The sequence below is a fragment of the Streptomyces sp. NPDC001002 genome (assembly GCF_053599215.1).
This window is the reverse complement of the sequence record NZ_JBSFLV010000006.1, coordinates 80,913-100,797: the sequence shown is the minus strand read 5'-3', so window position 1 is coordinate 100,797 and position 19,885 is coordinate 80,913. Positions and strand designations below refer to the sequence as shown.

Genomic DNA, 19,885 nt, shown 5'->3' with positions numbered 1-19,885 from the left:
AGATGAGGGGGGTCGCCCTTGGCACAGCTAGAACGGGGGCTCGGCGTCTGCGGCGGCTCCGGTACTGGTCTTGGCCCACGGGTCATCGCCGCCCGCACCGCTCTGTGCGGCGGGCTTGGCGTTGATGCTCACGGTGGTGAACCGGACAGACGCGCCTATGTCGTCGACTTCGACGGCGAGCATGGAGCGCTTCTCGCCCTCATCGTTGGTCCAGTCGTGCTGGCGCATCCGTCCCGAGGCGACGACGCGCGAGCCCTTCTTGAGACTGTCGGCGACGTGTTCGGCCAGGGTCCGCCAGGCCGCGCAGCGGTAGAACGCGGTGGTGCCGTCCTTCCACGTGTTCGCGGTGCGGTCAAAGGAGCGCGGGGTGACGGCGATCGTGAACTTCGCGAGCGCCGCGCCACCTTCGGTGAACTTCAACTCGGGGTCGTCGGTCAGGTTGCCGACCAGCGTGATGGGGGTCTCTCCGAACGACATGCTTGTCTCCTGATCTCGCAGGGTTAGAAGGGCGGTTGGTTGCTGTAGCCGTGAGGGGCCCACGGGTCACGGCTGCGGCGGCGTAGCAGGCGGAGAAGTCGTGGCAGGGGCAGCAGGCGCCAGCGGCGGTTCTCGTTCCAGCACCCGCAGGGCTCCCAGTCGCTGCCGGCGTACTCACCGTCGTCGTCGCTGTAGGGGTACTCGATACCGCCGTCTCCCTCGCAGTCGCGGCAGTCAGGGCGGGGGATGTCGGTCAGGACCAGCCACCAGCCAAGCCGGTGGGAGACCTGAATGCGCAGTCGCATCACGGGTGTTGGCCTTCCTGGGCTACTTCTTCGCGAAGAGCTTGAGAGTGATGCCGCCGGCGCCGACGGGTCCGGCGACTCCGGCGATGACGGTGGCGGTGTGTGCGGCGACGTCCATCAGCCAGCACAGCGCGGCGACCGCCCCCCACGTGCCGAGCGCGGCGGCCCCGGCGATCGCGAACGGGATCAGTAACTTCTGCCAGGGGAAGCCCGCCGGGGTAGTGGCGGTGACGACGATGACGACCGGCTGTCCGGTGGCCTGGGCGTGCTGGTAGAGGTCGGCGGGGATGTGCGGGGCTATCTGGCCGGGCGGGAGGTGCTGGCTCATTTCTGCTCCCTCGGGGTAGGCCGCGGGCCCGCGCCATGTGGTGGCGCGGGCCCGTGCGGTGGGGTGGTGTGCTTGTCGCGTTGCTTGTCGTCTTCCTTGTCGTGCGGCTTGTCGCTTGTCTTGTCTTGTCGCTTGTCGCCTCCCAGGTCACAAGCCGTCTTCGGGCGCCTGGGCCACGGCGGACGGCCTGTGGGGGCCGGGGGTGACAAGCGACAAGTGATCAGGTGCCGGACGCGTGGGACCGGTGGACGTAGCGGGCTTTGGTGCCCTCCCCGACGCGGACGGCAGTGCCGTCCTCCACCCACGTTTTCAGCCAGCCGACCACCGTCTGACGGGTCGTCCCATACGTGTCCGTGAGCGCGCGGGCGATCGCGGACGCACCCGTGCCCTCCGGCCCGGCGGCGAGCAGTGCGGCGAGCGCGGCCTGTTGCGCGGGGCTGTCCTGCTCAGCTCGCAGTGCGGACAGGTTCAGCCCCGGACGCTCACGGCGTGGACGCTCCGGTTCGGGGGCGGTGGCAAAGTGCTCGTCGATCTCGCGCCTGAACGCATCCGCGAGCCGATCCACCTCCAACCCCGAGTCCGCAACAGGCGCGGAATCCGAACTGCCGCGCAGCGCGGATAGGTTGAGACCCTGTCGACCCTCCACACCCTCGTTGTCGAGCGCGGGGGTGTGCGGGTGGCCCATCCAGGCGATGCGGCCGGTGTCCCAGCGGCGCGCGTACGCGTCGCCAGCGGCCACGGCGGATACGGAGTCGAGTACCGGATGCCGCTCGCTCGTCGCGGCGACGATCTCGCGGATCTGGTGCGGGAGGATCCGCCACGTCTTGAACAACGCGGCCGGCGACTCCGGAGTGCCCATGAACCCCGCCCCCTTGTAGGGGGCTTGCTCCACTCGCAGACCGCGGGAGCCGGGGAACATCTTCGACAGATCCATGCCTTCCGTCTCGCCCCCGGTGAGCGCGACGCGCACCTTGGCCTCACGACGGATCATCAGGTTGCCCAGCACCGATCCGGTGGCTCCGAGCGCGGTGAGGACGGTGCGGATGCCCATGGAGCGGGCGATGCGGATGACTTCCAAGATCTTCTCCGCGAGTTTGCGCATGCGCCGGTCGTTGCTGACCAGGATCTCCGCACCCTCGTCGATCAGGAGCTCGATCTGCGGGATCGCGGGACTGATGGGCAGCAAGTCGGTGTTGTTGCGGTGCATCAGATCTTGGTAGGCGGTCTTGCGATGCCGGGCCACCGCGAGCGCGGTGTCCAGCATGAGCAGGGCTTCCTCGTAGGTGGAGGCCAGCCAGTCGACCCCGGGTCGCATCGGGCGCTCGCCGGGGGCGGGTTGGTGGGTGAGGGCGGGCAGGACCCAGGGCAGGCCTGCCGAACCGGCGTTGAGGTCGATCACCCAGGGCAGCACGTCGGTGGCGCGGGCGAAGCCGGCCAGGATGATGTGGACCATGTTGGTCTTGCCCGATCCGGTGGGCCCGACCACGAGTGCGCACTGCTCGCGCAGGTAGGCGAGGATCTCGTCCGCGTTGGAGCGGTAGCCCCACGGAATGCCGGAGTGCACCGACAACGGTGTGTAGTCGGCGGGGTAAGTCCGCTCATCCATCAGCACATTGACCGTGGCCACGTCGATCAGGGCGCGGCCCTGGTGGATGCCGGGTCCGGCGGCGACGGTGCAGCCGTGCGGCAACTGCGCGTCCGCGGACAGCGCTGCGGACCGCTTGCTGATCAGGTCGAAGGTGGCGCCGCCGGGCAGTTCCGCGTCGATGGTGAACCCGGTTCCCGCGGCCCACTTCTCGACGGCGAAGACGTGCAGCCGAATGCCACAGATCCGCTCGATCCGCGCCACCCACTCCTCTGCGACGGCGCGGCGTTCCGCAGACAACTCCGCAGCCACCGCCCGCTGTTCAGCAGCCACGGCCTCTTCCTCGCGAGCCTCCTCGTACAGGTTCGTCGACCGGGTGGCGGTGCCCATGCCCACCCCGATCACAGCGAGGAAACCGAGCGCCTGCCAGGTCAGCGGCCCATGCGTCATGGCCCACGTCGTCCAGCCCGCCCCGACCAGCCACGACGCGGCCCGTGCGGCGATCGTGCGGCCGGCGTTGCGCAGCCGGATGCCCGCGGCGGCATGCCCGAGCGCGCCCGCCGCACCTACCGCGAGTGCCCAGCCGGGCGGCATGCCGGTGGCGGTGCCGGCGGTGGCCACGGCGAACATGCCGGTGGTGGCGGACAGAGCGCCGGTCACGGGTCCGTGACCGGCAGCCCAGTCCCACACCGGACCACCGGGGGAAGCCGGAGCCTTCTTCGACTTCGACCTACTGCTCTTCCTGTTGTTGCTGGTCATGGTGGCCTCGGTGGCAGTCATGGCTAGACGTTCCAGCCCTTCTCAGCGTCGGTGCCGTTGCGGGGGTCCTCATGGCGGGCGATGTCCGCGGCGTGGACGTCGCGGAAGAGCGGCACGAGGGTCTCGCCGGAGTCGACCGCGTTGAGCAGGGTGCGGTGGATGTCGTCGAAGGCGTCGGCGACGCCCTTCTCGAACGCGAACTCCTGGTCGGAGCGTTCGGCCAGGATGCGGAAGGTGTTGGCGACCGACAGCAGCGCGGTGGGCAGGTTGTCGATCATCGTGAGGATTTCCATGTTGCCGTCGGGCTCGTAGGTGCGGGCCGCGTTCTCCATCTCGGCCGCGGCCTCTTCGAACTTGAAACCAGACACGTGAATGGCCTCCTGACCAGGAATGACGGGAATAAGGTGGGTCGGGCGCTGCACGCGGTCGCCAATCTCGCCCGTGCCGGCCGCATCCGCGGCGGCTTCGTCAGCGGCGCGGGTGGCACGGATCTGCTCGTCGCGAGCCGCACGCTTCTCACGCGCGGACTGCACCAGACGCTGGTACAGGCGCCTGCCGGGGTGCATCAGCCACCGCGCTCCAAGCCGGCGACCGAGCGGGGTGGTCACGCAGCCCAGCACGCCGGCCGCGCCGGCCGCGAGCGCGGCGAGCAGGCGCCGGCCCTGGAAACGGGCCGCGGACTTCAACAGCCCCCAGCGCGCCTTACGGCGAGCGGGCGCCTTACGGACCTGATCGCGCTTGGTACCCACCTGACCGGCGGTGTTTCGATCGCGCAGATCGCGGGCCTTGTTGACCAGGGCCCGGGTGCCGGATGCCGTCTTGTTCGCAGCCCAGCCACCCGCCCGACCCAACCGGCCGCACGAGGCAGCCGACTTGGCAGCACGGGTTACGGTGCGGGCATCACGGCGGGCGTCGGCAACAGCCCGACGTGCAGCGGTGGTCTGCTGTCGCGCCGCCGAACGGGACGGCGCTTGCGCCCGGTTGTTGCGACGCAGCGCGCGCACCTGCCGAAGACGCGCAGCACCGCCACCGTGCCGGCCCGTGCCGGTCGATGCGGTGCTGGGACGGAAGGCGTGACGTCCGCCGTGGCGGCCCGACATGCCACGGCCGGAGCCCAGGCCCGATACCAACGCACCTTTGCCGGAACGGGACTTGGCGCCCATTCCGCGTCCGCGCCCGCCGGTGAACAGGCCGGAAGAGCCACCCGTGCGGGAGGACGGCGAGCGGGTGGTGCGGCTCGCACGGCTCTGCCGGTTGGAGCCGGTGGAACGTCGACTGTCCCTGCCAGTGGCGGAGTTGCGGCGGCGGGCACGGATGGCGGTGGCGGTGCCCAGAACGGCGGCGCCGCCCGCGGCCACGGCCAGCGCGATCGGCCCGCCACCCACCAGGGCAACGGCACCGACCGCACCGACCGCACTGTTCGTGCCGGACAGAGCCAGCGGCAACACGGGGATCCCGCCGGGCGTGTGCGTAAGGTCCGCGGGCACGGCCGCGGTGGTGGCCTGCTCGCCGGGCGGCAACGGTCCCGGCGGGGGCGAGGTGGCAGCCGGCGGGGCTACCGGCTCGGTGGTGGTGTCGGTCATGCTGGGGGCACTCCTTTATGGGGAGGCAGGGCCCGGACGCGCGCTTTGCACGGCAAGGCGTCCGGGCCCTGCGCATGGGGAAACGGGCTGGTCAGAGCTGGTTGAGTTCCAGCGAGAAGAACACGATCGTGGCGCCGCGCAGATACGGGTCGCCTTCGGTGACGTACTCGTAGATCTCGCGGTAGGCGCTCGCCCGAGTGCTGCCGGACGGCGGGGTGTAGGTGCCAGTGCGCGTGGCAGAGGCCATGCCGGGCTTGTCCACGGACAGCACCCAAAAGTGCGTGTCCTGCCCGCGCTGCTCGCCGGCACCCGTCGGGTTGCCAGTGCTCACCGCGCACCCCCCGAGTCGGCCATGTGGTCGGGGTGAGCAGCGGCGATCTCCTGCCAATGCCGGCTTTCCGCGGCGTCGGTGTGCGTCAGACGTACCTGGAAGTCGCAGCCGGCCGCGGCGCAGTGGTGGGTAGTCGTCGACCGGGCATCCGCCACGCGGAAGAACAGGCTGGAGAAGGTGGCCATGCAGGACAGGCAGCAGGCCAGCAACAGCGCGAAGGGCACGCCGTAGCCGGACAAGCGCACCCCAATCACGGCGGATACGGCCGCACTCGCGACGAAGACCGCCGACAGCACGAAGCGTCGGCGGGTGAGGGTGGAGGTGTTCACCAGGGAAGTTCCCTTCCGGTCAGCAGGGGTTGGGGATGGTGTGCTGGGATCGGCTCGCCGGGTCTGCGCGCCGGGTCTGCGAAGGTGCCGCTCGCCGGGGCTCACCGGGTCTGCTTCACTGGTGTGGTCGACTGCTTCCGGCAGTCGCGACGAAGGCCAGCCCACTAGCCCTGGGCTGGCCTTCATTGCGTCGTGTCGGACGGATTTACGGCTGTGCGTCCTCAGCGTCGATCAGCGCGGCGTACGCCTTGCGCACCCGCTCTTCCTTCGCAGAGAAGCCCGCCGCGCGGTATGCGGCCAGCGCCTTGCGATACGACAGCGGAGGGTTCTCCGAGTGGCGCAACCAGCGCAGCACGACCGTGAGTTGGTCCCCGGTCAGCGGCTGGCCCGGCTCGGGGGTGTCGACGCCGGCCACGGCAGCCACCTGCACCAGCGCTGCCCAGTCGAGCGGGGTGTGTCCCCCGCCCTGTGACGCGGGCAGTGCGGGCGGCGGGGACACGGGGCTGACCTGAGGGGACACAGGGGACACGGCCAGGGACACGCCCCCGTCGGACCACTGCCCCAACACCCGGGCGAGATCCTCGTCCAAGAACAGCGCCGGAATCTCCTGCACGGCGTCGGCCACCGGGCTGTTCTCGGTGACCTTGCTCAGCTTCTCGGCTGCCTTGTGGCGCGTCTTCTGTGCCTGACCACGGGCCCTTTGCTCCTCGCGCTCCAACACGGCCGCGGTCATCTGCCGGTCGGCCTTGGCGCGGGTGACCGCGCGGCCGATCGCCACCTGATCCCGCGTCGCGCTGCGCACCGCGTCGATCTGCGCCTGCGCTGCGGGGGAGATCCGGGTGGCCTCCCGCTCCACTGCCATGATCAGTGTCGCCTTCGCGGCTGCGGGCACCGCGGCGCCGATGACCGCGACGATCGCCGACGCGAACAGCAGACCATGGGTGAACAGCACACCGACCGAGGTGACCAGGAACAGCCAGCCCAGCGCGGTGGGCAGTGTCGCCTTGGAGCCCTGGCGGCGGTGGGCGGTCTCCATGGCCAGCGCGTACAGCCACACCGCGTCATAGATCCCGGCGACGGTGTATGCGAGTGGGCCGGGGGCCTGACGGGAGAGGATCTCTCCCACCGCGTAGACAGTCCAACCCAGAGACAAGCCGGTCAGACCGGCCGGCAGACTCCAGGGCACCGCCCTGCGCAGCAGGTCTTTTGCTTCCTTCCAGTCCATGTGATCACTCCTGGTTGTTGTCGTCGGGGTAGGCGCAGGGGATGCACATCCCGAGCGAGGTGGGGATGACGTAGCCGGCGTCGGTGCGGCACTGCGGGCAGGTCCGGCGGGCGCGCATCGCGCACTCCAGTGCGCGGCGCTTCGCGGGCGTCATCGGCCGCACGGGCTTGGCCTGGTCGAGCCGGTAGAGGTAGGCGACCAGCGGACCGCGCCGATAGCGCGGCCTAAGCACCTGCCCGGCGACCGGCTGACCGCCGGGGCGCAGGCCACGGGCCCGTAACTGCCGTCTGGTGGCCAGCCCGTCAGGGGCGCAGCGCCAGGGGAAGGTGGGGATGCCGTGCCGGGCGCCGTGTGGGTCGATGCACTTGCCCCACGCGGCCATCAGGCGGGAGCTCCGGCGGGCTCGGGGGCGGGGAGGTGGCCGTAGCCGACCAACTCCAGCGTGGCGCCAGCGTATTCGGTCATTGTGCGCAGGACGCGGGTGCGGCCGGCGCTCTGGGTGTCGTAGGTGACCGAGTCCGGGGCGATGCCCAGTGCCTCGCGCCAGGACTCGAAGCCGGACAGGTCGTCGTGGAACTCCAGCGCCAGCCGGTCGGGCCAGATGGTGGTCACATGCACCACCGGCGCCGACAGATGCCCGAAGTCGACAGCGAGCAGGCGTAACGCCCGCAGAGCTACGGACAAGCCGTCCAGCGTCAGCGCGTCGCTCATGCCGCAACTCCCTTGCGCGCCGAACGGCGGGCGGGGCGGGCGAGCGGGACCACGTTGAACAGGTCCGGGTGGGTCTCGACAACCTGCGCGGCCAGGCGGACCAGGTCGTCGGGCAGGCTGCGGAACTCAGGGTCGGCGAGGATGTCGCGGGCCGCGTCCAGGCGGGCCGCGCGCTCCTCGGTACTCTCGCCGTCGACCCCGAACCACAGCTCAACGGGGGTGCCCAGCGTCAGTTCCGCGAACTCCGAATCAGTGACGGCCTGATGACCGGCAACGATGTACTTCATGGGGCGGACTCCTCTTAGACAGGAACGGCCCAAGACAGCGGCCCCGGTGCTCGAACACCGGGGCCGCGCGCCGTTGTAGAACCAGCTGATTCCGGCTCCCCTCAACCCCGCCCGTACGGTGCCGCGCAGTACGCGGAACCGGACGGGCGAGGGAGGCAACCGGCCGCAGCCGTTGAGCTGCGGAAAGGTCGGATGCGCGGTCATAGCCGCGCGGCCGTCTTTTCGACTCGGGGAGACGGGGCCCACCTATTCAGTTCTCAAGAGGCGATCAGTCCGAGGCCCGCGGCGTGCGACCGAAGCCGCCTTCCTGCCGGGCAATCCCGAACCGGTTAGTGCAGGTCAAGCACTTGCTAGGCCGTCGGCGAAGCCCTTCCAGGGTTCGCGTTCCGACCTGAATTCAGATTGACCTAGGTCAATCTTACTGTCAAGGAAGTTCGCCGAACAATCTGAGATTGACCTAGGTCCAGTTACCCTCGGGGGCATGGATCTGAGTCCCGAAGCGCCGAAGCAAACGGCCAAGGAGATCGCTGCTGAGTACCGCGCGAAGATTGCGGACCCGAACAACGAGGACTACTCGCCCGGGAAGCAGCTGCCGGCCGCTCGGCAGCTTGCCAAGAAGCTCGGTGTGCAGCTCATGACTGTGCAGAGCGCCTACGGACAACTCCGTGATGAGGGCTTGGTTCTCACCCAGCAGGGGCGCGGGACGTTCGTACGCGACCCAGCGGCGCCGCTCGGTACCGAGCCCGGCAGTAGCCCCGCCTTCGCCGCCCTGGCCGGAGAGCTCAGCTCGATCCATGACGCTCTCCGACTTCTTGCTGAGCGTATGGACCGGCTTGAGGAGATCGTGAGTGGCGAGACGCCACCTTCGCGGTGAGTACGTCAACGCGCCTCAGCAGACCTTCGGCCGTGGCGCGAGCCTCGCCCAAACTCGCTTTGATCAGCGCGAGTTCAGCAGCGGTGAGGTCCGCCAGCCCGTTCTCTTGCTCAGTGATCCCTGGCATGCAAATGAGCATGGGCCCGCGAACGGCAGAGGACCCGGACAGACTGTCCGGGTCCTCTTTCCTTGCAGGTCAGGGGTGTTGACGAGTCGTCACCGAGTCGCTTCATCCACGGCATCCAGGACCGCAGCCCACGGGAGCTCTCGCCCCGACGGTGCGGCTCGGGGCTCGTACAGCGGCCACACGTCCGGCCCGCAGACCAGTCGAACCCCTGCCTGACGCAAGGCGTCGATGTGGTGCTGCCACGCCGGGTGTCGAACATGGGCTGCATTGACACGGGGGAACACGACCACCGGCAAACCGAGAGTCCCAATAGCCTCGCCCACCTGCGTCAAGGCCTGGTTGTCCATGAGGCCGCTCGCGAGCTTCGCGACCATGTTGGCTGATGCCGGTGCCACGACGTAGCAGTCAACGGCCGGGTGCGGCCGAGCCTCACCAGGCAGGCGAGGTTCGTCACGGACAGGGAGCCCGGTCAACTTCTCCAGTCGCTCGATCTCCCCGCTCATCCGAAGCCAAACTCCCGCAGTCGGCGTCAGGGTCACGGCCGCCTGCCACCCGCGTTCCATCGCAGGCTCGACCAGCCCAGTGCGGAGTGATTCCACTCCGCCGGCCGCCGAACCTACGACTCCCAGCACCCCGCGCTTGCTCGAACTCACTGCACCGCCCTGCACCGCTGAGCCATCACGAACACCTCGGACGAACGAGAGCCGCCGCTCACGGGCGATTGTTTGATCAGGTCCCGCAGCGTCTCGCGCACCCTGGGATTGTTGCGCACGAGCTGCGGGGCTGTGCGTTCGGCGGTGCGCAACTCGGAGAAGGCCTCGTCACCGTGTCCGGCAAGCGAGAGAGCACGGCTGTAGTCAATGCGGTGCGAGACGCTGCGCTCCTGCGGCATGTGGTCGACGTCGATCTGACCGTTCTCCACCACGTACGACACGTTGTCCAGGTCAAGCTCGATAGACAGGCGGTGGAGAATCACGTTCGTTGGACCGAAGCCGGTCTGCCAGTAGTTCTCGTCCGAACCGAGATCGTCGGCGAGTTCCTCGGCACGGTCAAGCAGACGGGTGGCAGTCGGGCGGTCCTGGTGTCGAGCCGCCGCAACGGCTGCACGTAGGTGGATCATCCCGAGCAAGCTCAGCGCGGACGGATCGCGCTCCGTTACCTGAGAGGCCAACCACGTCGCGGTGGTGTTGCCCAGCTCCATCGCATCCTCGTACCGCCCGTTGGCGAGCAGCGCATGCGTGCCTGACCGGGCGGCTGAGGCGAGAACCAGGGGGTCGTCGGATTCGTCCGCCGCGCGCATCGCCCGCTCGGCGGCCAACCATGAGACGTCGGACTCTCCGACCTTCGCGAGCGTCGTGGCCGCGAGGTGATGCGTGCGGGCAGAGACCGCCCAGCAGTCGTGACGGTCCTCTCCCCGGCGCCCCGCACGATCCTCTAGCTCCTGTGCCGTCTGGAGAAGCGCCGGAAGGGCCGCAATCACGCTGCCGAGCCGGCCCGCCTGGTAGTCGTTCCAAGCGTGTTCCACACGAACTGCCACAGGGGCAGGAGTGGGGAGCTGAACGTCTGCCTCTGGACCGAAGAGCAAGCGCGAGAGCCGCCGGGGGCTCATGAGCGCATCCCGTACTGCCGGCACGTCGTCCTGATGCTTCTCGTCCTCAACCAAAAGGGTCTGACCGAGTAGGTCGCCAAGCGGCACACGCAGGATGCGCGCAAGCTCCGCGAGCATGTCAATTCGCGGCGGCTTCCGACGGCCGCTCTCCGCCTTCGCGAGCCAGTCAGTGCTACGCCCGACCAGACCGGCCAGCACCTCTTGCGTGTAGCCGCGACGCTTCCGGTAGAACGCGATGCGTTCGCCGATGCTGAGGTGATCTCCAAGACCACGCATGGGGTGCTGCCTCCTGATGCTGTTAGGGGCGTGTTTCACGGTACAGAGCCGGTTAGGCGGCGAGTAGACGCCCTCGGCGCCGCGCCAACGTCAGTACGAGCTTGCCGGGCCCAAGTGAGCGCAACCCGGACGGAATGTCCGGGTCTCTTTTCGTAGCTCACCAAGGGAGCGCCGGGCCGTCGGAGTAGGACTAACAACGACCGACAGCGATAGCTTCGCTGCAGGTCAGGCTCGGTGGCACGAACATCACTAATGAGGGCGACCCTGCGGTCGTGATCGCGGCCTTGGAAGCGTTGCACCCCTGACACGCCAAGATGCTGAGGCGCAGGTCAGGCCTACGGTGCTCCGGCTCGATGACTTCTGTCCGGCACCAGCGGCTCGTGAGGCACACAGAGCCCTCAGACGACCGACCTACGGGGCGTCAGACGTGACCTTTGGGCAGAGTGGTCTGCGGCTTTAGGCGCTGCTAAGCAGCCAGTCGAGTGGGGGCAAACCACCTCCACAGAACGGGCATGAGCGGCAGGATGTTGACGTGGACCATGACCTGACGCGCCTCGGCAGCCGAGAGTTCGAACACCTTACGCAAGCCCTTGCGATGCGGATCCTGGGCCCAGCGGTCCAGACTTTCGGCGATGGACCCGACGGTGGACGCGAGGCAGAGTTTCACGGCGAGGTCGCTTACCCGCTACCGAACGCTGAAGGTCCATGGAACGGACATGGCGTCTTGCAGGCGAAGTTCCTACAGCGGCCGCGCAGCACGACACAGGACACGTCATGGTTCTTTAACCAAGTGCGCAGCGAACTACGGCAGTGGGCAAATCCCAAATCAAAGAGGACCCGCGAGGGAGCCTTGCCGGATTACCTCCTATTTTCAACGAATGTTGCCCTATCGGCAGATCCTGAGATCGGTGGGATCGACTCATTTAAACGCATCGCGAAAGAATTGGTTACCGAACTTCAACTGCCCATTCGTGACATTCGAGTGTGGAGTTTCGACCAGATATGCCGATATCTGGACGACTCTCCGACCATTCGGCAAACCTACAGTGCCCTCACCACGCCCGGTGACGTACTTTTTCGGTTGCGAGAACTACTTGAAGGGACGGCGGGAGATCTCGGCGAACTCCTGGCGAATCACAGCAGTAAGGAGCTGGCCACTGATCAATGGGTGAAACTAGGGCAAGCAGGTGAGCCCGACAATCAGCGACTCCCCTTGGCCGAGCTGGCCATCGATCCAACAGCTTCCTACGCGGCACACGATGGCACCCATGCAAGTGTCGCTACAGTAAGCCACATCATTTCGCACGGCGACACAGTCTTGCGCCCGAGCTCAAGGAAGGGGCCCCAGCATGTCGCGCTAATTGGCGGTCCAGGGCAAGGAAAATCGACGGTCGGCCAAATCCTGTGCCAGGCTTATCGGGTCGCACTCCTAAAAGATGCAATCCATCGTATGGATGATGAGACCGTGGAGGTTCTTACTGCCTTTACTGATCAGATGCAGAGAATTGGCCTGACCATTCCGGCTGCGAGACGATGGCCTATTCGCATTAATCTCAGCGAATATGCTGACGCTATAGCGGGTGGTGAAGTCGTCAGCATCCTTCGGTACCTCTCATCAGAGATCAGTCGCAGAACGCCAGATATTACGCCCAGTCAACTGCGTGAGTGGTTGAAGGCGTGGCCATGGCTTCTCGTGCTTGATGGCCTAGACGAGGTCGCTTCCACTCACGCTCGTGATGCCGTTATGGACCGAGTACACGACTTCTTCTCGGAGGCGGCTTCAGTAGATGCAGATTTACTGGTCTTGGCGACTTCTCGCCCTCAGGGATACAGGGAAGAGTTCTCGCCCAAACGCTATGTCCACATGCGGCTTGAGCCCTTGGCTGCCGAAGATGCCGTCTCGTACGCATCCCAGCTTGCACGGTTGCGTCATAACGGCGACCCGGAAACGGCGGACCGTGTATTGCGGCGGCTAGAAGAAGCCGCGGAAGAAGACCTCACGGCCCGCCTTATGACGACACCTCTTCAGGTGACGATCATGGCTATCCTGCTTGAACGTCGTGAGCGTGTACCTCAGCAACGGTATCGCCTTTTTTATGACTACTATCAAGCAATCTACAACCGGGAGGCTAGCAAGCCCGGCCCAACCGCCAGGCTCATCGATGACCACAGGAACGCAGTCAACTATCTCCATGAGCGTGCCGGGCTGCTTCTGCAGATGCGGTCTGAGCGCGACGGTGAATCTGATGCGGCCCTATCGCGTATTGAGCTATCAAAAATTATCGAAGATTACCTAAGGGTAGAAGGGTTCGAAGACATCGATGGCAGAACACTAGCGACGCGAATGGTTGATGCAGCTATGCGCCGCCTTATCCTGCTCGTTCCTCGTAAACAGAACAGTGTCGGATTCGATGTGCGAAGCTTGCAAGAATTCATGGCGGCGCGAGCGATAATATCGGAGGATTCCGAAGAAATCGGCAAGTCGCTTTCCGTTATCGCCGCTTCCGCTCATTGGCGAAACACGTGGTTGCTGGCGGCTGGGCAAATCTTTCATGAGCGGCCTGGCCTGAGGGATAGACTGGTCATACTGCTTGACGAAATCCAAGCAGAAAGCGAAGTCAGCCTCTTCATTAAGCCGGGCTCAAGTCTAGCTGTTGACCTATTGCAGGATGACGTGGCAGCAAAAGCTCCGCGTTTCCTTCGCGCTCTGACGAAACAGGCGCTGGAGCTCCTCGAAGACCCGCTAGAAGAATTTGAATGCATCGAGTTTTGTGAAGCTCTGCGAGATGTTGCTGCTTCCGACATTGCATCACATCGCCTTATCGAACGGACGATTGACAAGAATGTGGAGGCTGGCGGTTACAGGGCTACTAATACATTGGCGACGCTGGGCGTATTTTGGGGCGACGAAGTAGGTCCCCTTCCTCATCGCGTGCGTAAGCATCTGGAGATGGCCCGTCAGAACCAGAGCAACCTGGCGTCTCTGCTTGGCTGTAAACTACTGTGGCCGTCCTACCTTGTGAGTGGAATTAACGATGGATCGATCAAACTCCGTATACGCTCACTGTTGGAGGTCCTCAAGCCTTACCTAGATAATTCTGCTTTGGAAGGCTTCTGTGAGGCGTGCGAGGAAATATTTGCAGATGACCGCATCGGATTCCTGACCCTCCCCTCCGGTCAGCAGGTCGCTCTCCAGCACCAGCCTGGAAGGATGAGGAAGGACATTAGTCTTCACTTGGCTAAGCCTGGCGTAGCCGAGGAGCTCATTTCTGTGGCGGAGAACCTTCCGCTTGAGCTATGGCAGGTCAAGCATCTAATTCGGCAGCACTTCCGGGCTATGCGCGAACGTGAAACGGCTAATCTCGAAGCGGTGACTGGTCTTCGAGTAAGCGGTGAATCCTCATAGGTGGCAGCAATTATGCGCGTTTCCCGAGAGAGGGAAGGCCACCCGACACCGCGCGCACACTCCGCCCCTTGCTCGCCTGCCGCGTGGCTCGTTTGACTTCTAGTGCCCTATCAGCCAGCGCTACCCAGGCAGCCGCAGCATCTGTGTCGCCGGCCTCCCTGTATGTAGTCGCGATCTTGAGAATTGCTGTACGCGCCTTGCTGAACAATATCTCTCCGAGATTTGTCACCGACCCTCGAACCCGCACGGCGCCTGGATCCCGTCGCGAGCAAAGCACGAGGAGCTTGGTGCTGCGAGAGGACTGCAAAGGAGCGGCATACAGACCTGCGCGACTGGCGCCGGTCCCGATGTGGCACAGCGTTAACAAGGTCTCTCCATCGCATGGCAGGAGGGCGTGCTCGACGCGACCGTCTCTTAGCGGGGCCAGCGATACGTCAAGACCCCCTTGCCGTCGACGAGCCCATACGCGGACGGTCGGCCACTTCCGCACTCCAGCGAGAGCCGGGTGCTCAGCCGGGAGCGGAGCGAAAGGCTGTTCAGTGCTTTCCGCCATGCCAACTTCCTCCCCCGTTTCTGGTCCGTGCATGCTCCTGTCGCGCTAGCCGAAAATGTTGGCGATCCGACCAGGCCATGTGTGAGTCCGTCAGCGCATAACGGGAGGGCGTGTCATCCATGTTGGCTGATGGTGCGTCAGATCATTCGGCTCGGTCGGCCTCATCCACGCCTGCCACGACATGCCGCCCAAGGCGTAGATCTTCAAGAGCGCAGCCCCCGCCGCGCCCAGATGCACGATCTGAAGCGGATCTGACCAGCGGGCGCGCGGCCCGCCTGCGTGGGGTCATGAGGCGGGCCGATACGTGGCGGCCGGGCCGATCGCGCCGGGCCCGAACTTGGCCCGGATCCGGTCGGAGGTCGACTCCGCCACCAGGCGTGCCTGCCGGGCGGCGTCGAAGCTGAGTTGTTCGGTGACCTGGTCGGCGTCGACCAGGTCCTCGCCACGCAGTGCGAGACCGGTCAGCCGGCCGCGTTGGAGGCCCGCGGCGTCCATCAACTGGTAGGCGAGCAGGCGCAGATCGTCCTCGTGCCCGGACGGCTCCACCAAGCGGCGGGTCTTCTCCCACTTCGCGCCGTCGGCGAACGTCAACGTCAAAGTGAGGGCGCGGGCGGCCTGCTCGCGGCGGCGCAGCTCGGTGCCGAGCTGCACGACCAGACCGAGCAGAGCCGCCCGTACGAGGGCGCCGTCCAAGACGTCGTGGGGGAAGCGGTGCCGGACGGTCGCGGATGCGGGCTGCAAGCGGGGGGTGACGGTGCGGGGGTCGATGCCGCGGGCCCGGTCGACGACCGTACGGCCAGCCTTCCCCCCGAGTATCCGCTGGACCGTCGCCGGCGGCAGCGCGGCGAGCATGCCGACGCGGTCGACACCGTAGCGCTTCAGGGTGGCAGCGTGGCGGGGGCCGATGCCATGCAGGTCCTCCACCGGGAGCAAGGCGAGCCAGTCGGCAGCCTCGGCCGCCTCGATCGTCAGAACGCCGCCCGGGTGCGGGATCTGTGCGGACGCCGTGGCGGCGACCGTGATGGTCGGGCCGATCCCGACACGCACGTCGATGCCGTACCGGGAAACCGTCCGCAGCCGCAGCACCTCCCCGAGATGAGCGGCGGTCGCACTGTGATAGCGCAGCGCGCCCCGCAGGTCGACCAACGCCACGGTGGGCGGCAAGGCCTGCACCACCGGCGACAGCTCCCCCGTCTGCTCCAACACCTGCCGGTAGGACTCTTCCGGCAGCCGCTCCGGGCAGCGCACATGCATCACCAAACCCGGCCCGCGCCCCGTCCACTCCAGACTCATCCGCCGCTCACCTCCCCCGCCACGTTATCGAACATATAATCGAATACGCGAGTGCGGGAGGCGCACTCGGAACCTGGGATCACACATGTTCGATCACTCACGGGATCTCCCGGACGACCTGGAACGGCCGCAGACGCTGCGGATCTGGCACTCCATGTGGCTGGACCGCATCGACCGCAAGGCCGCCTACCTGCGGCAGCGACAGGCAGAAGAGGAACGCCGGCAGCACACCCGCCCGCCCGCACCGGACTGGATCCTCGAACTCAGCCGCGCCAACGGCAATCCGCAAGCCGTGCACGTCGGCGACTGCGGCATGACCGGCCGCCAACCGCGACCGGTCGGCCAGGACGAAGCACGCCGCCTCCTCACCGTCGACGGGGTGCCCGCCTGCCCGATCTGCCGACCGGACAGCGCACTGGGCATCGTCGACTTAGCCGACCCGCCCCATGGGCACGCGCGGCGGCGCGGCTCGAACACCCGTGCCCGGCGGCTGACTATCCTGCCACCCGGGCAACTCGCACCCTTTGCCCGGAACAGGATCTCCCATGCCCACCCCTCCACCACCCTCGATCTCGGAACCCGATCCGTCCGCGCTGACCTGCCCCGGTGACAAGGTCGGCGGCTGTGCCGACTGCAGACGGCCGACCCACAAGTACGGCAGCGGCGGCCTCCCGCTGTGCCGGTGGTGCGCGAACCCCGATCCTCGCGAACTGGGGACCCCACGCGTGCTTCGTCAGCACCCGCGGCTGACGTGGCTCGGCTAGAGGGCCAGCAGCGCCAGCCACATCACGCCGGACAGCACGGGGATTGCGTAAACGATCACGGGGGTTGAATTGAAGCCAGGCAGGCGGGTTGCAGCTCGCGTCGCACGGTAGTCGGGGAGCTGCTCTTCGAGTCGTCGCAGAACAAGGATGGTGTAGCGGTAGTGACGGTGGCTCACATAGACCCAGCAAAGGGTGAGAACGATGCCGAAACCCGCCATGATGTGCCGGGCGTCCTCGGCTCGCACGGTTGCGTAAGCCACAGCCATCAACGATTGGGCCACCAAGAACAGGTTCCCCCGCTGAAACAGCATGGTGTCGACGTGGATGCCGTGCTGGAACATGCGCTCTTCTTGAGCGCGTCGGTCAGCTTCGTCGTTGTCCCCTTCGCTCATGCCGAGAGTTCTGCCCCCGGCAACCGGAGGCATCCAAGCCAGTTGACTTCACCATGACCAGGACACCGCCCCCTACTGGTTGACGCGCCTCAGAGGCTGCCGCACGAGCCGCGGACAGGATGGAGAACAGCTACTAGCGGACCGCGCCTCAGGGCCAAGCGCCGGGGAGTGAACAGGGAGTGGATCAAGAAATAGCTTTGCGCACGGTACTAACGTTGACCAACGCATACCGAAGCCCTGACCTGCGCATACATTCAAAGATTCTGGCCGGTCATCACTCCGCACATCATCGCGGCCGAAGTGATCAGCTCTGAAGAACCTGGCCTGACAAGTGGCCGTCAGCCAGGAACGCGAGCCAGTACGAGTCCGCGCACTTCACTCGCCCTACCTGTCTCGATCAGGAGTTTGCCGACGGTGTGGAACTGAGAACCGGTGGTGAAGACGTCATCGACCAGCAGGACTCGCTTGGCTTCGACACTCTGCCGGAGTTTGAGCGCCGCGGCGTGCTCGCGGGCGGCTTCCATCTTTTCGTACCACCCCTTGCCGGCCGACTTCGCGGTCTCCCGCGTCTTGATCAGGACAGGGCTGTCGGGCTCGGCGATCGGCCAGCGATCCAGTCCATCCTCTGCGTACGCCGCCTTCATCATCAGCTCGATGTGCTGGAGTGGCGCACGGGTGGCTGCGGTGGGATTTCCGATGATGAGGTCGATGTCTGCGACTAGATCCTCATTGGCTTCGAGCCATCCGACGATTAGTCGGCCGAAAATAACACCCCAGCCCTGCGAACCGTTTTTGAGGCCGTACTTGTACTCCTTGATCGTCTGTTCAAGGGGGGTGGCGTACAGAGCGAGGGCGTCCACGCGGGTGAAGAAGCGCGTGTCCACGCTCCAGCCACAGATCTTGTTCCAGCACTTCGCACCGGGCACCGCCAGGGTCTGGCTACACACTTCGCAGTGATGCTCGGCAAGCGGACGCACCGCCGAAGCGGCGCACTCCGCACACCCCTGAGTGGTTCCATTGAGTCGGTAGGCGCAGCGGCGGCACTGCGGAAAGACGAGGCGCCTAGGGAGGTCTGATTCGTGGGTCACATGCCCGCCAGGGCGAGCTGGAGGCGCTGCTGCGCGGCCTGCTGGACTCGCTTGGCATTGCCCAGGCGTGAGAGCACGTCGTTGAGCTCGCTGACTTCGACTGCCTTGCCCTCCGAAACCATCTTCGCCGCCCAAGGCTCGCTCGTTGCGAGGGACTTGATCAGGAAGACCTGCTTACCGTGTTCGTGGGCGATGCGGGCCTGCATTTTAGCGCCGGACGTCGAGGACGCCTCGATCACGATCGACCCCATGGTCGCGCCCGAGGTGACGACGTTGCGCCTAGGGAAGGTCCACGTCGCCGGCGCGGAGGCGGGCCAGAACTGCGAGATGAGCGCTCCGCCCTCGGCGACGATCCGAGCGGCCAGGCCCTTGTTCTGGGCGGGGTAGACCTTCGCAGCGATACCAGTCCCCATCACGGCGACGGTCCGACCACCGGCATCGAGCGTCGCCGTGTGGGCGGCGGTGTCGATTCCCTTCGCGAGGCCGCTGAAAATCACCACCTCCTCGTCGACTAGGAGCCGCGCCATGCGGGCGGCGCGGCGCATCCCGTCCTCGCTCGCGTTGCGGGTGCCGACGATCGCGGCCGAGCGGGCGTCCTTCTCTTCGAGGTCGCCGAGGTGGAATAGGAAGGGTGGCAGATTCGGCACGAGGCGCAGGTTCGCCGGGTAGTCCGGATCGAGCACAGTCACGAGGCGGGCGCCGGCCTCCTCGGCAGCCTCCAGCTCCGTGGCCACCCGTGCGCGGGCGTCGTCGATCAGCGGCAGCGCCTCGCGTAGGACGGAGAGGTTCTTCCGCGCGACCGCCGAGTCCTCCGGAATGTCGCCCCCGAGAACGACCTGGAGCGCTTCGGGTGACTGGCAGGTCCGAGCGATTAGGTTCCAGTCGACGGATTTGTTGCTCACGCGCAGGGCGCAGATGGTCAGCAGCTCCTGCTGCTGAGGTGTTGCGATCATGTTGTGTCCTTCTACTCGCGGCCCCGGTGTGTTCGAAGGGTGGTGCTCGATTTCTGTGGGCCGTTTCCCATCATGGCGTATGTCTGATCAGGTCCGCACGAGGGTGTAAGCAAGAGCTCAGTGAATCCGAGGGACGCATGCCCTGTAACGCTGGGTGCACATCTGCGTTCCCGAGATCATCGGTCCGTCCTTCGACTCATTATTCGGTTAGTGGTGACCGGGCCGAGGAGGGATGGCTCCGCTGCGCTTGTCCATGCCTCCACGTGCACTCCGCCCGTACGGTGCTAGCCTCCGGCGCCGCCCGTGCGCTCGACTCCATGCGCTCCTGCGCATGCGACTTCGGGGCTCTTGGGATGCTGGACTAGGCGCTGCGCGCCCGACTGGCCGTCTTCTTGGCCGACCAAGCGGCAAGTGCACTGGCAGGCCCGTCCCAGTGAATCTCTCCAACTCTCGGAGGGGCGGGGGCAGGTCCCAGAAATGGGCCCGCTGTAAATCTGCCAGGGACGGGGCAACAGGGCCACGCTGGGGCCGTGTGTCCGTGGCGAACGGTCTGGCGTCTGGCCAGGATTCGGCGGTTCGCTAGATCTTCGGGCGGGGAGGGTGCAAGGGCGGCCGGACGGACTGGCGGCA

At 66.3% G+C, this 19,885-nt stretch carries 20 protein-coding genes; 3 read left to right on the top strand and 17 right to left on the bottom strand.

The annotated features are described in order from the left end of the window. Positions 1-27 precede the first annotated feature (27 nt). The 11 genes from ssb to ACWDR3_RS05310 all read right to left on the bottom strand — a co-directional run bounded on the left by ssb (position 28) and on the right by ACWDR3_RS05310 (position 7,920). Entirely contained in the window at positions 28-477 is a 450-nt protein-coding gene (gene ssb, locus ACWDR3_RS05360; protein WP_450350960.1) for a single-stranded DNA-binding protein, read from the bottom strand. Between the two features lie 23 nt (positions 478-500). Further along, positions 501-785 carry a hypothetical protein gene (locus ACWDR3_RS05355; RefSeq protein WP_450350958.1) on the bottom strand — a complete coding sequence of 95 codons (285 nt, stop codon included), beginning with the start codon at positions 783-785 and terminating at the stop codon, positions 501-503. A 19-nt stretch (positions 786-804) separates the two neighbouring features. Beyond that, positions 805-1,110 carry a hypothetical protein gene (locus ACWDR3_RS05350; protein ID WP_450350956.1) on the bottom strand — a complete coding sequence of 102 codons (306 nt, stop codon included), beginning with the start codon at positions 1,108-1,110 and terminating at the stop codon, positions 805-807. Positions 1,111-1,330: 220 nt separating this feature from the next. Further along, on the bottom strand, positions 1,331-3,475 hold the full coding sequence (locus ACWDR3_RS05345) for a hypothetical protein (protein ID WP_450350954.1): 2,145 nt from the start codon (positions 3,473-3,475) through the stop codon (positions 1,331-1,333). 2 nt (positions 3,476-3,477) lie between these two features. Further along, a complete protein-coding gene (locus ACWDR3_RS05340; protein ID WP_450350953.1) occupies positions 3,478-5,037 on the bottom strand; it encodes a hypothetical protein in 1,560 nt (519 codons plus the stop codon). Between the two features lie 91 nt (positions 5,038-5,128). Further along, entirely contained in the window at positions 5,129-5,368 is a 240-nt protein-coding gene (locus tag ACWDR3_RS05335) for a hypothetical protein (protein WP_450350951.1), read from the bottom strand. After that, a complete protein-coding gene (locus ACWDR3_RS05330; protein ID WP_450350949.1) occupies positions 5,365-5,697 on the bottom strand; it encodes a hypothetical protein in 333 nt (110 codons plus the stop codon). Before ACWDR3_RS05330 ends, ACWDR3_RS05335 begins: the two co-directional genes overlap by 4 nt. Positions 5,698-5,902: 205 nt before the next feature. Beyond that, the gene (locus ACWDR3_RS05325; protein WP_450350948.1) at positions 5,903-6,922 is read right to left on the bottom strand and encodes a hypothetical protein; all 1,020 of its coding nucleotides are present in this window, start codon (positions 6,920-6,922) and stop codon (positions 5,903-5,905) included. Positions 6,923-6,926: 4 nt separating this feature from the next. Beyond that, on the bottom strand, positions 6,927-7,304 hold the full coding sequence (locus ACWDR3_RS05320; RefSeq protein ID WP_450350947.1) for an RRQRL motif-containing zinc-binding protein: 378 nt from the start codon (positions 7,302-7,304) through the stop codon (positions 6,927-6,929). Next, on the bottom strand, positions 7,304-7,633 hold the full coding sequence (locus ACWDR3_RS05315; RefSeq protein WP_450350945.1) for a hypothetical protein: 330 nt from the start codon (positions 7,631-7,633) through the stop codon (positions 7,304-7,306). Before ACWDR3_RS05315 ends, ACWDR3_RS05320 begins: the two co-directional genes overlap by 1 nt. Then, positions 7,630-7,920 carry a hypothetical protein gene (locus ACWDR3_RS05310; RefSeq protein WP_450350944.1) on the bottom strand — a complete coding sequence of 97 codons (291 nt, stop codon included), beginning with the start codon at positions 7,918-7,920 and terminating at the stop codon, positions 7,630-7,632. Before ACWDR3_RS05310 ends, ACWDR3_RS05315 begins: the two co-directional genes overlap by 4 nt. A gap of 481 nt (positions 7,921-8,401) precedes the next feature. Between ACWDR3_RS05310 and ACWDR3_RS05305 the strand changes: the two genes are divergently transcribed. Then, positions 8,402-8,794 carry a GntR family transcriptional regulator gene (locus ACWDR3_RS05305; protein ID WP_450350942.1) on the top strand — a complete coding sequence of 131 codons (393 nt, stop codon included), beginning with the start codon at positions 8,402-8,404 and terminating at the stop codon, positions 8,792-8,794. 216 nt (positions 8,795-9,010) lie between these two features. On the opposite strand, the gene ACWDR3_RS05300 is transcribed toward ACWDR3_RS05305, so the two are convergent. Together ACWDR3_RS05300 and ACWDR3_RS05295 are read right to left on the bottom strand one after the other, a co-directional pair. Then, positions 9,011-9,520, bottom strand: coding sequence for a flavoprotein (locus tag ACWDR3_RS05300; protein ID WP_450351031.1), 510 nt, complete (start codon positions 9,518-9,520; stop codon positions 9,011-9,013). Between the two features lie 50 nt (positions 9,521-9,570). Beyond that, positions 9,571-10,806: a helix-turn-helix domain-containing protein gene (locus ACWDR3_RS05295; RefSeq protein WP_450350941.1), complete on the bottom strand. Its 1,236-nt coding sequence runs from the start codon at positions 10,804-10,806 to the stop codon at positions 9,571-9,573. 532 nt (positions 10,807-11,338) lie between these two features. Here ACWDR3_RS05295 and ACWDR3_RS05290 point away from each other — a divergent pair. Further along, positions 11,339-14,212, top strand: a complete 2,874-nt coding sequence (locus ACWDR3_RS05290) for an NACHT domain-containing protein (protein WP_450350939.1) — start codon at positions 11,339-11,341, stop codon at positions 14,210-14,212. An 838-nt stretch (positions 14,213-15,050) separates the two neighbouring features. On the opposite strand, the gene ACWDR3_RS05285 is transcribed toward ACWDR3_RS05290, so the two are convergent. Beyond that, positions 15,051-16,058: a DNA polymerase Y family protein gene (locus ACWDR3_RS05285; RefSeq protein WP_450350938.1), complete on the bottom strand. Its 1,008-nt coding sequence runs from the start codon at positions 16,056-16,058 to the stop codon at positions 15,051-15,053. Positions 16,059-16,143: 85 nt separating this feature from the next. On the opposite strand from ACWDR3_RS05285, the gene ACWDR3_RS05280 reads away from it, so the two are divergent. Next, entirely contained in the window at positions 16,144-16,668 is a 525-nt protein-coding gene (locus tag ACWDR3_RS05280; RefSeq protein ID WP_450350936.1) for a DUF6233 domain-containing protein, read from the top strand. A 150-nt stretch (positions 16,669-16,818) separates the two neighbouring features. Here ACWDR3_RS05280 and ACWDR3_RS05275 read toward each other — a convergent pair whose 3' ends face one another. The 3 genes from ACWDR3_RS05275 to ACWDR3_RS05265 all read right to left on the bottom strand — a co-directional run bounded on the left by ACWDR3_RS05275 (position 16,819) and on the right by ACWDR3_RS05265 (position 19,255). Further along, a complete protein-coding gene (locus ACWDR3_RS05275; RefSeq protein WP_450350935.1) occupies positions 16,819-17,214 on the bottom strand; it encodes a hypothetical protein in 396 nt (131 codons plus the stop codon). A 338-nt stretch (positions 17,215-17,552) separates the two neighbouring features. Continuing rightward, positions 17,553-18,191 carry a ComF family protein gene (locus ACWDR3_RS05270; protein ID WP_450350933.1) on the bottom strand — a complete coding sequence of 213 codons (639 nt, stop codon included), beginning with the start codon at positions 18,189-18,191 and terminating at the stop codon, positions 17,553-17,555. 107 nt (positions 18,192-18,298) lie between these two features. Further along, positions 18,299-19,255, bottom strand: coding sequence for a DNA-processing protein DprA (locus ACWDR3_RS05265; protein WP_450350931.1), 957 nt, complete (start codon positions 19,253-19,255; stop codon positions 18,299-18,301). Positions 19,256-19,885 lie beyond the last annotated feature (630 nt).

Coding starts and splice junctions, on each gene's coding strand:
- ACWDR3_RS05315 (WP_450350945.1), bottom strand. CDS start 7,633: ATGAGCGACGCGCTGACGCTGGACGGCTTGTCCGTAGCTCTGCGGGCG.
- ACWDR3_RS05340 (WP_450350953.1), bottom strand. CDS start 5,037: ATGACCGACACCACCACCGAGCCGGTAGCCCCGCCGGCTGCCACCTCG.
- ACWDR3_RS05320 (WP_450350947.1), bottom strand. CDS start 7,304: ATGGCCGCGTGGGGCAAGTGCATCGACCCACACGGCGCCCGGCACGGC.
- ACWDR3_RS05275 (WP_450350935.1), bottom strand. CDS start 17,214: ATGAGCGAAGGGGACAACGACGAAGCTGACCGACGCGCTCAAGAAGAG.
- ACWDR3_RS05345 (WP_450350954.1), bottom strand. CDS start 3,475: ATGACTGCCACCGAGGCCACCATGACCAGCAACAACAGGAAGAGCAGT.
- ACWDR3_RS05280 (WP_450350936.1), top strand. CDS start 16,144: ATGTTCGATCACTCACGGGATCTCCCGGACGACCTGGAACGGCCGCAG.
- ACWDR3_RS05295 (WP_450350941.1), bottom strand. CDS start 10,806: ATGCGTGGTCTTGGAGATCACCTCAGCATCGGCGAACGCATCGCGTTC.
- ACWDR3_RS05265 (WP_450350931.1), bottom strand. CDS start 19,255: ATGATCGCAACACCTCAGCAGCAGGAGCTGCTGACCATCTGCGCCCTG.
- ACWDR3_RS05350 (WP_450350956.1), bottom strand. CDS start 1,110: ATGAGCCAGCACCTCCCGCCCGGCCAGATAGCCCCGCACATCCCCGCC.
- ACWDR3_RS05285 (WP_450350938.1), bottom strand. CDS start 16,058: ATGAGTCTGGAGTGGACGGGGCGCGGGCCGGGTTTGGTGATGCATGTG.
- ssb (WP_450350960.1), bottom strand. CDS start 477: ATGTCGTTCGGAGAGACCCCCATCACGCTGGTCGGCAACCTGACCGAC.
- ACWDR3_RS05310 (WP_450350944.1), bottom strand. CDS start 7,920: ATGAAGTACATCGTTGCCGGTCATCAGGCCGTCACTGATTCGGAGTTC.
- ACWDR3_RS05325 (WP_450350948.1), bottom strand. CDS start 6,922: ATGGACTGGAAGGAAGCAAAAGACCTGCTGCGCAGGGCGGTGCCCTGG.
- ACWDR3_RS05305 (WP_450350942.1), top strand. CDS start 8,402: ATGGATCTGAGTCCCGAAGCGCCGAAGCAAACGGCCAAGGAGATCGCT.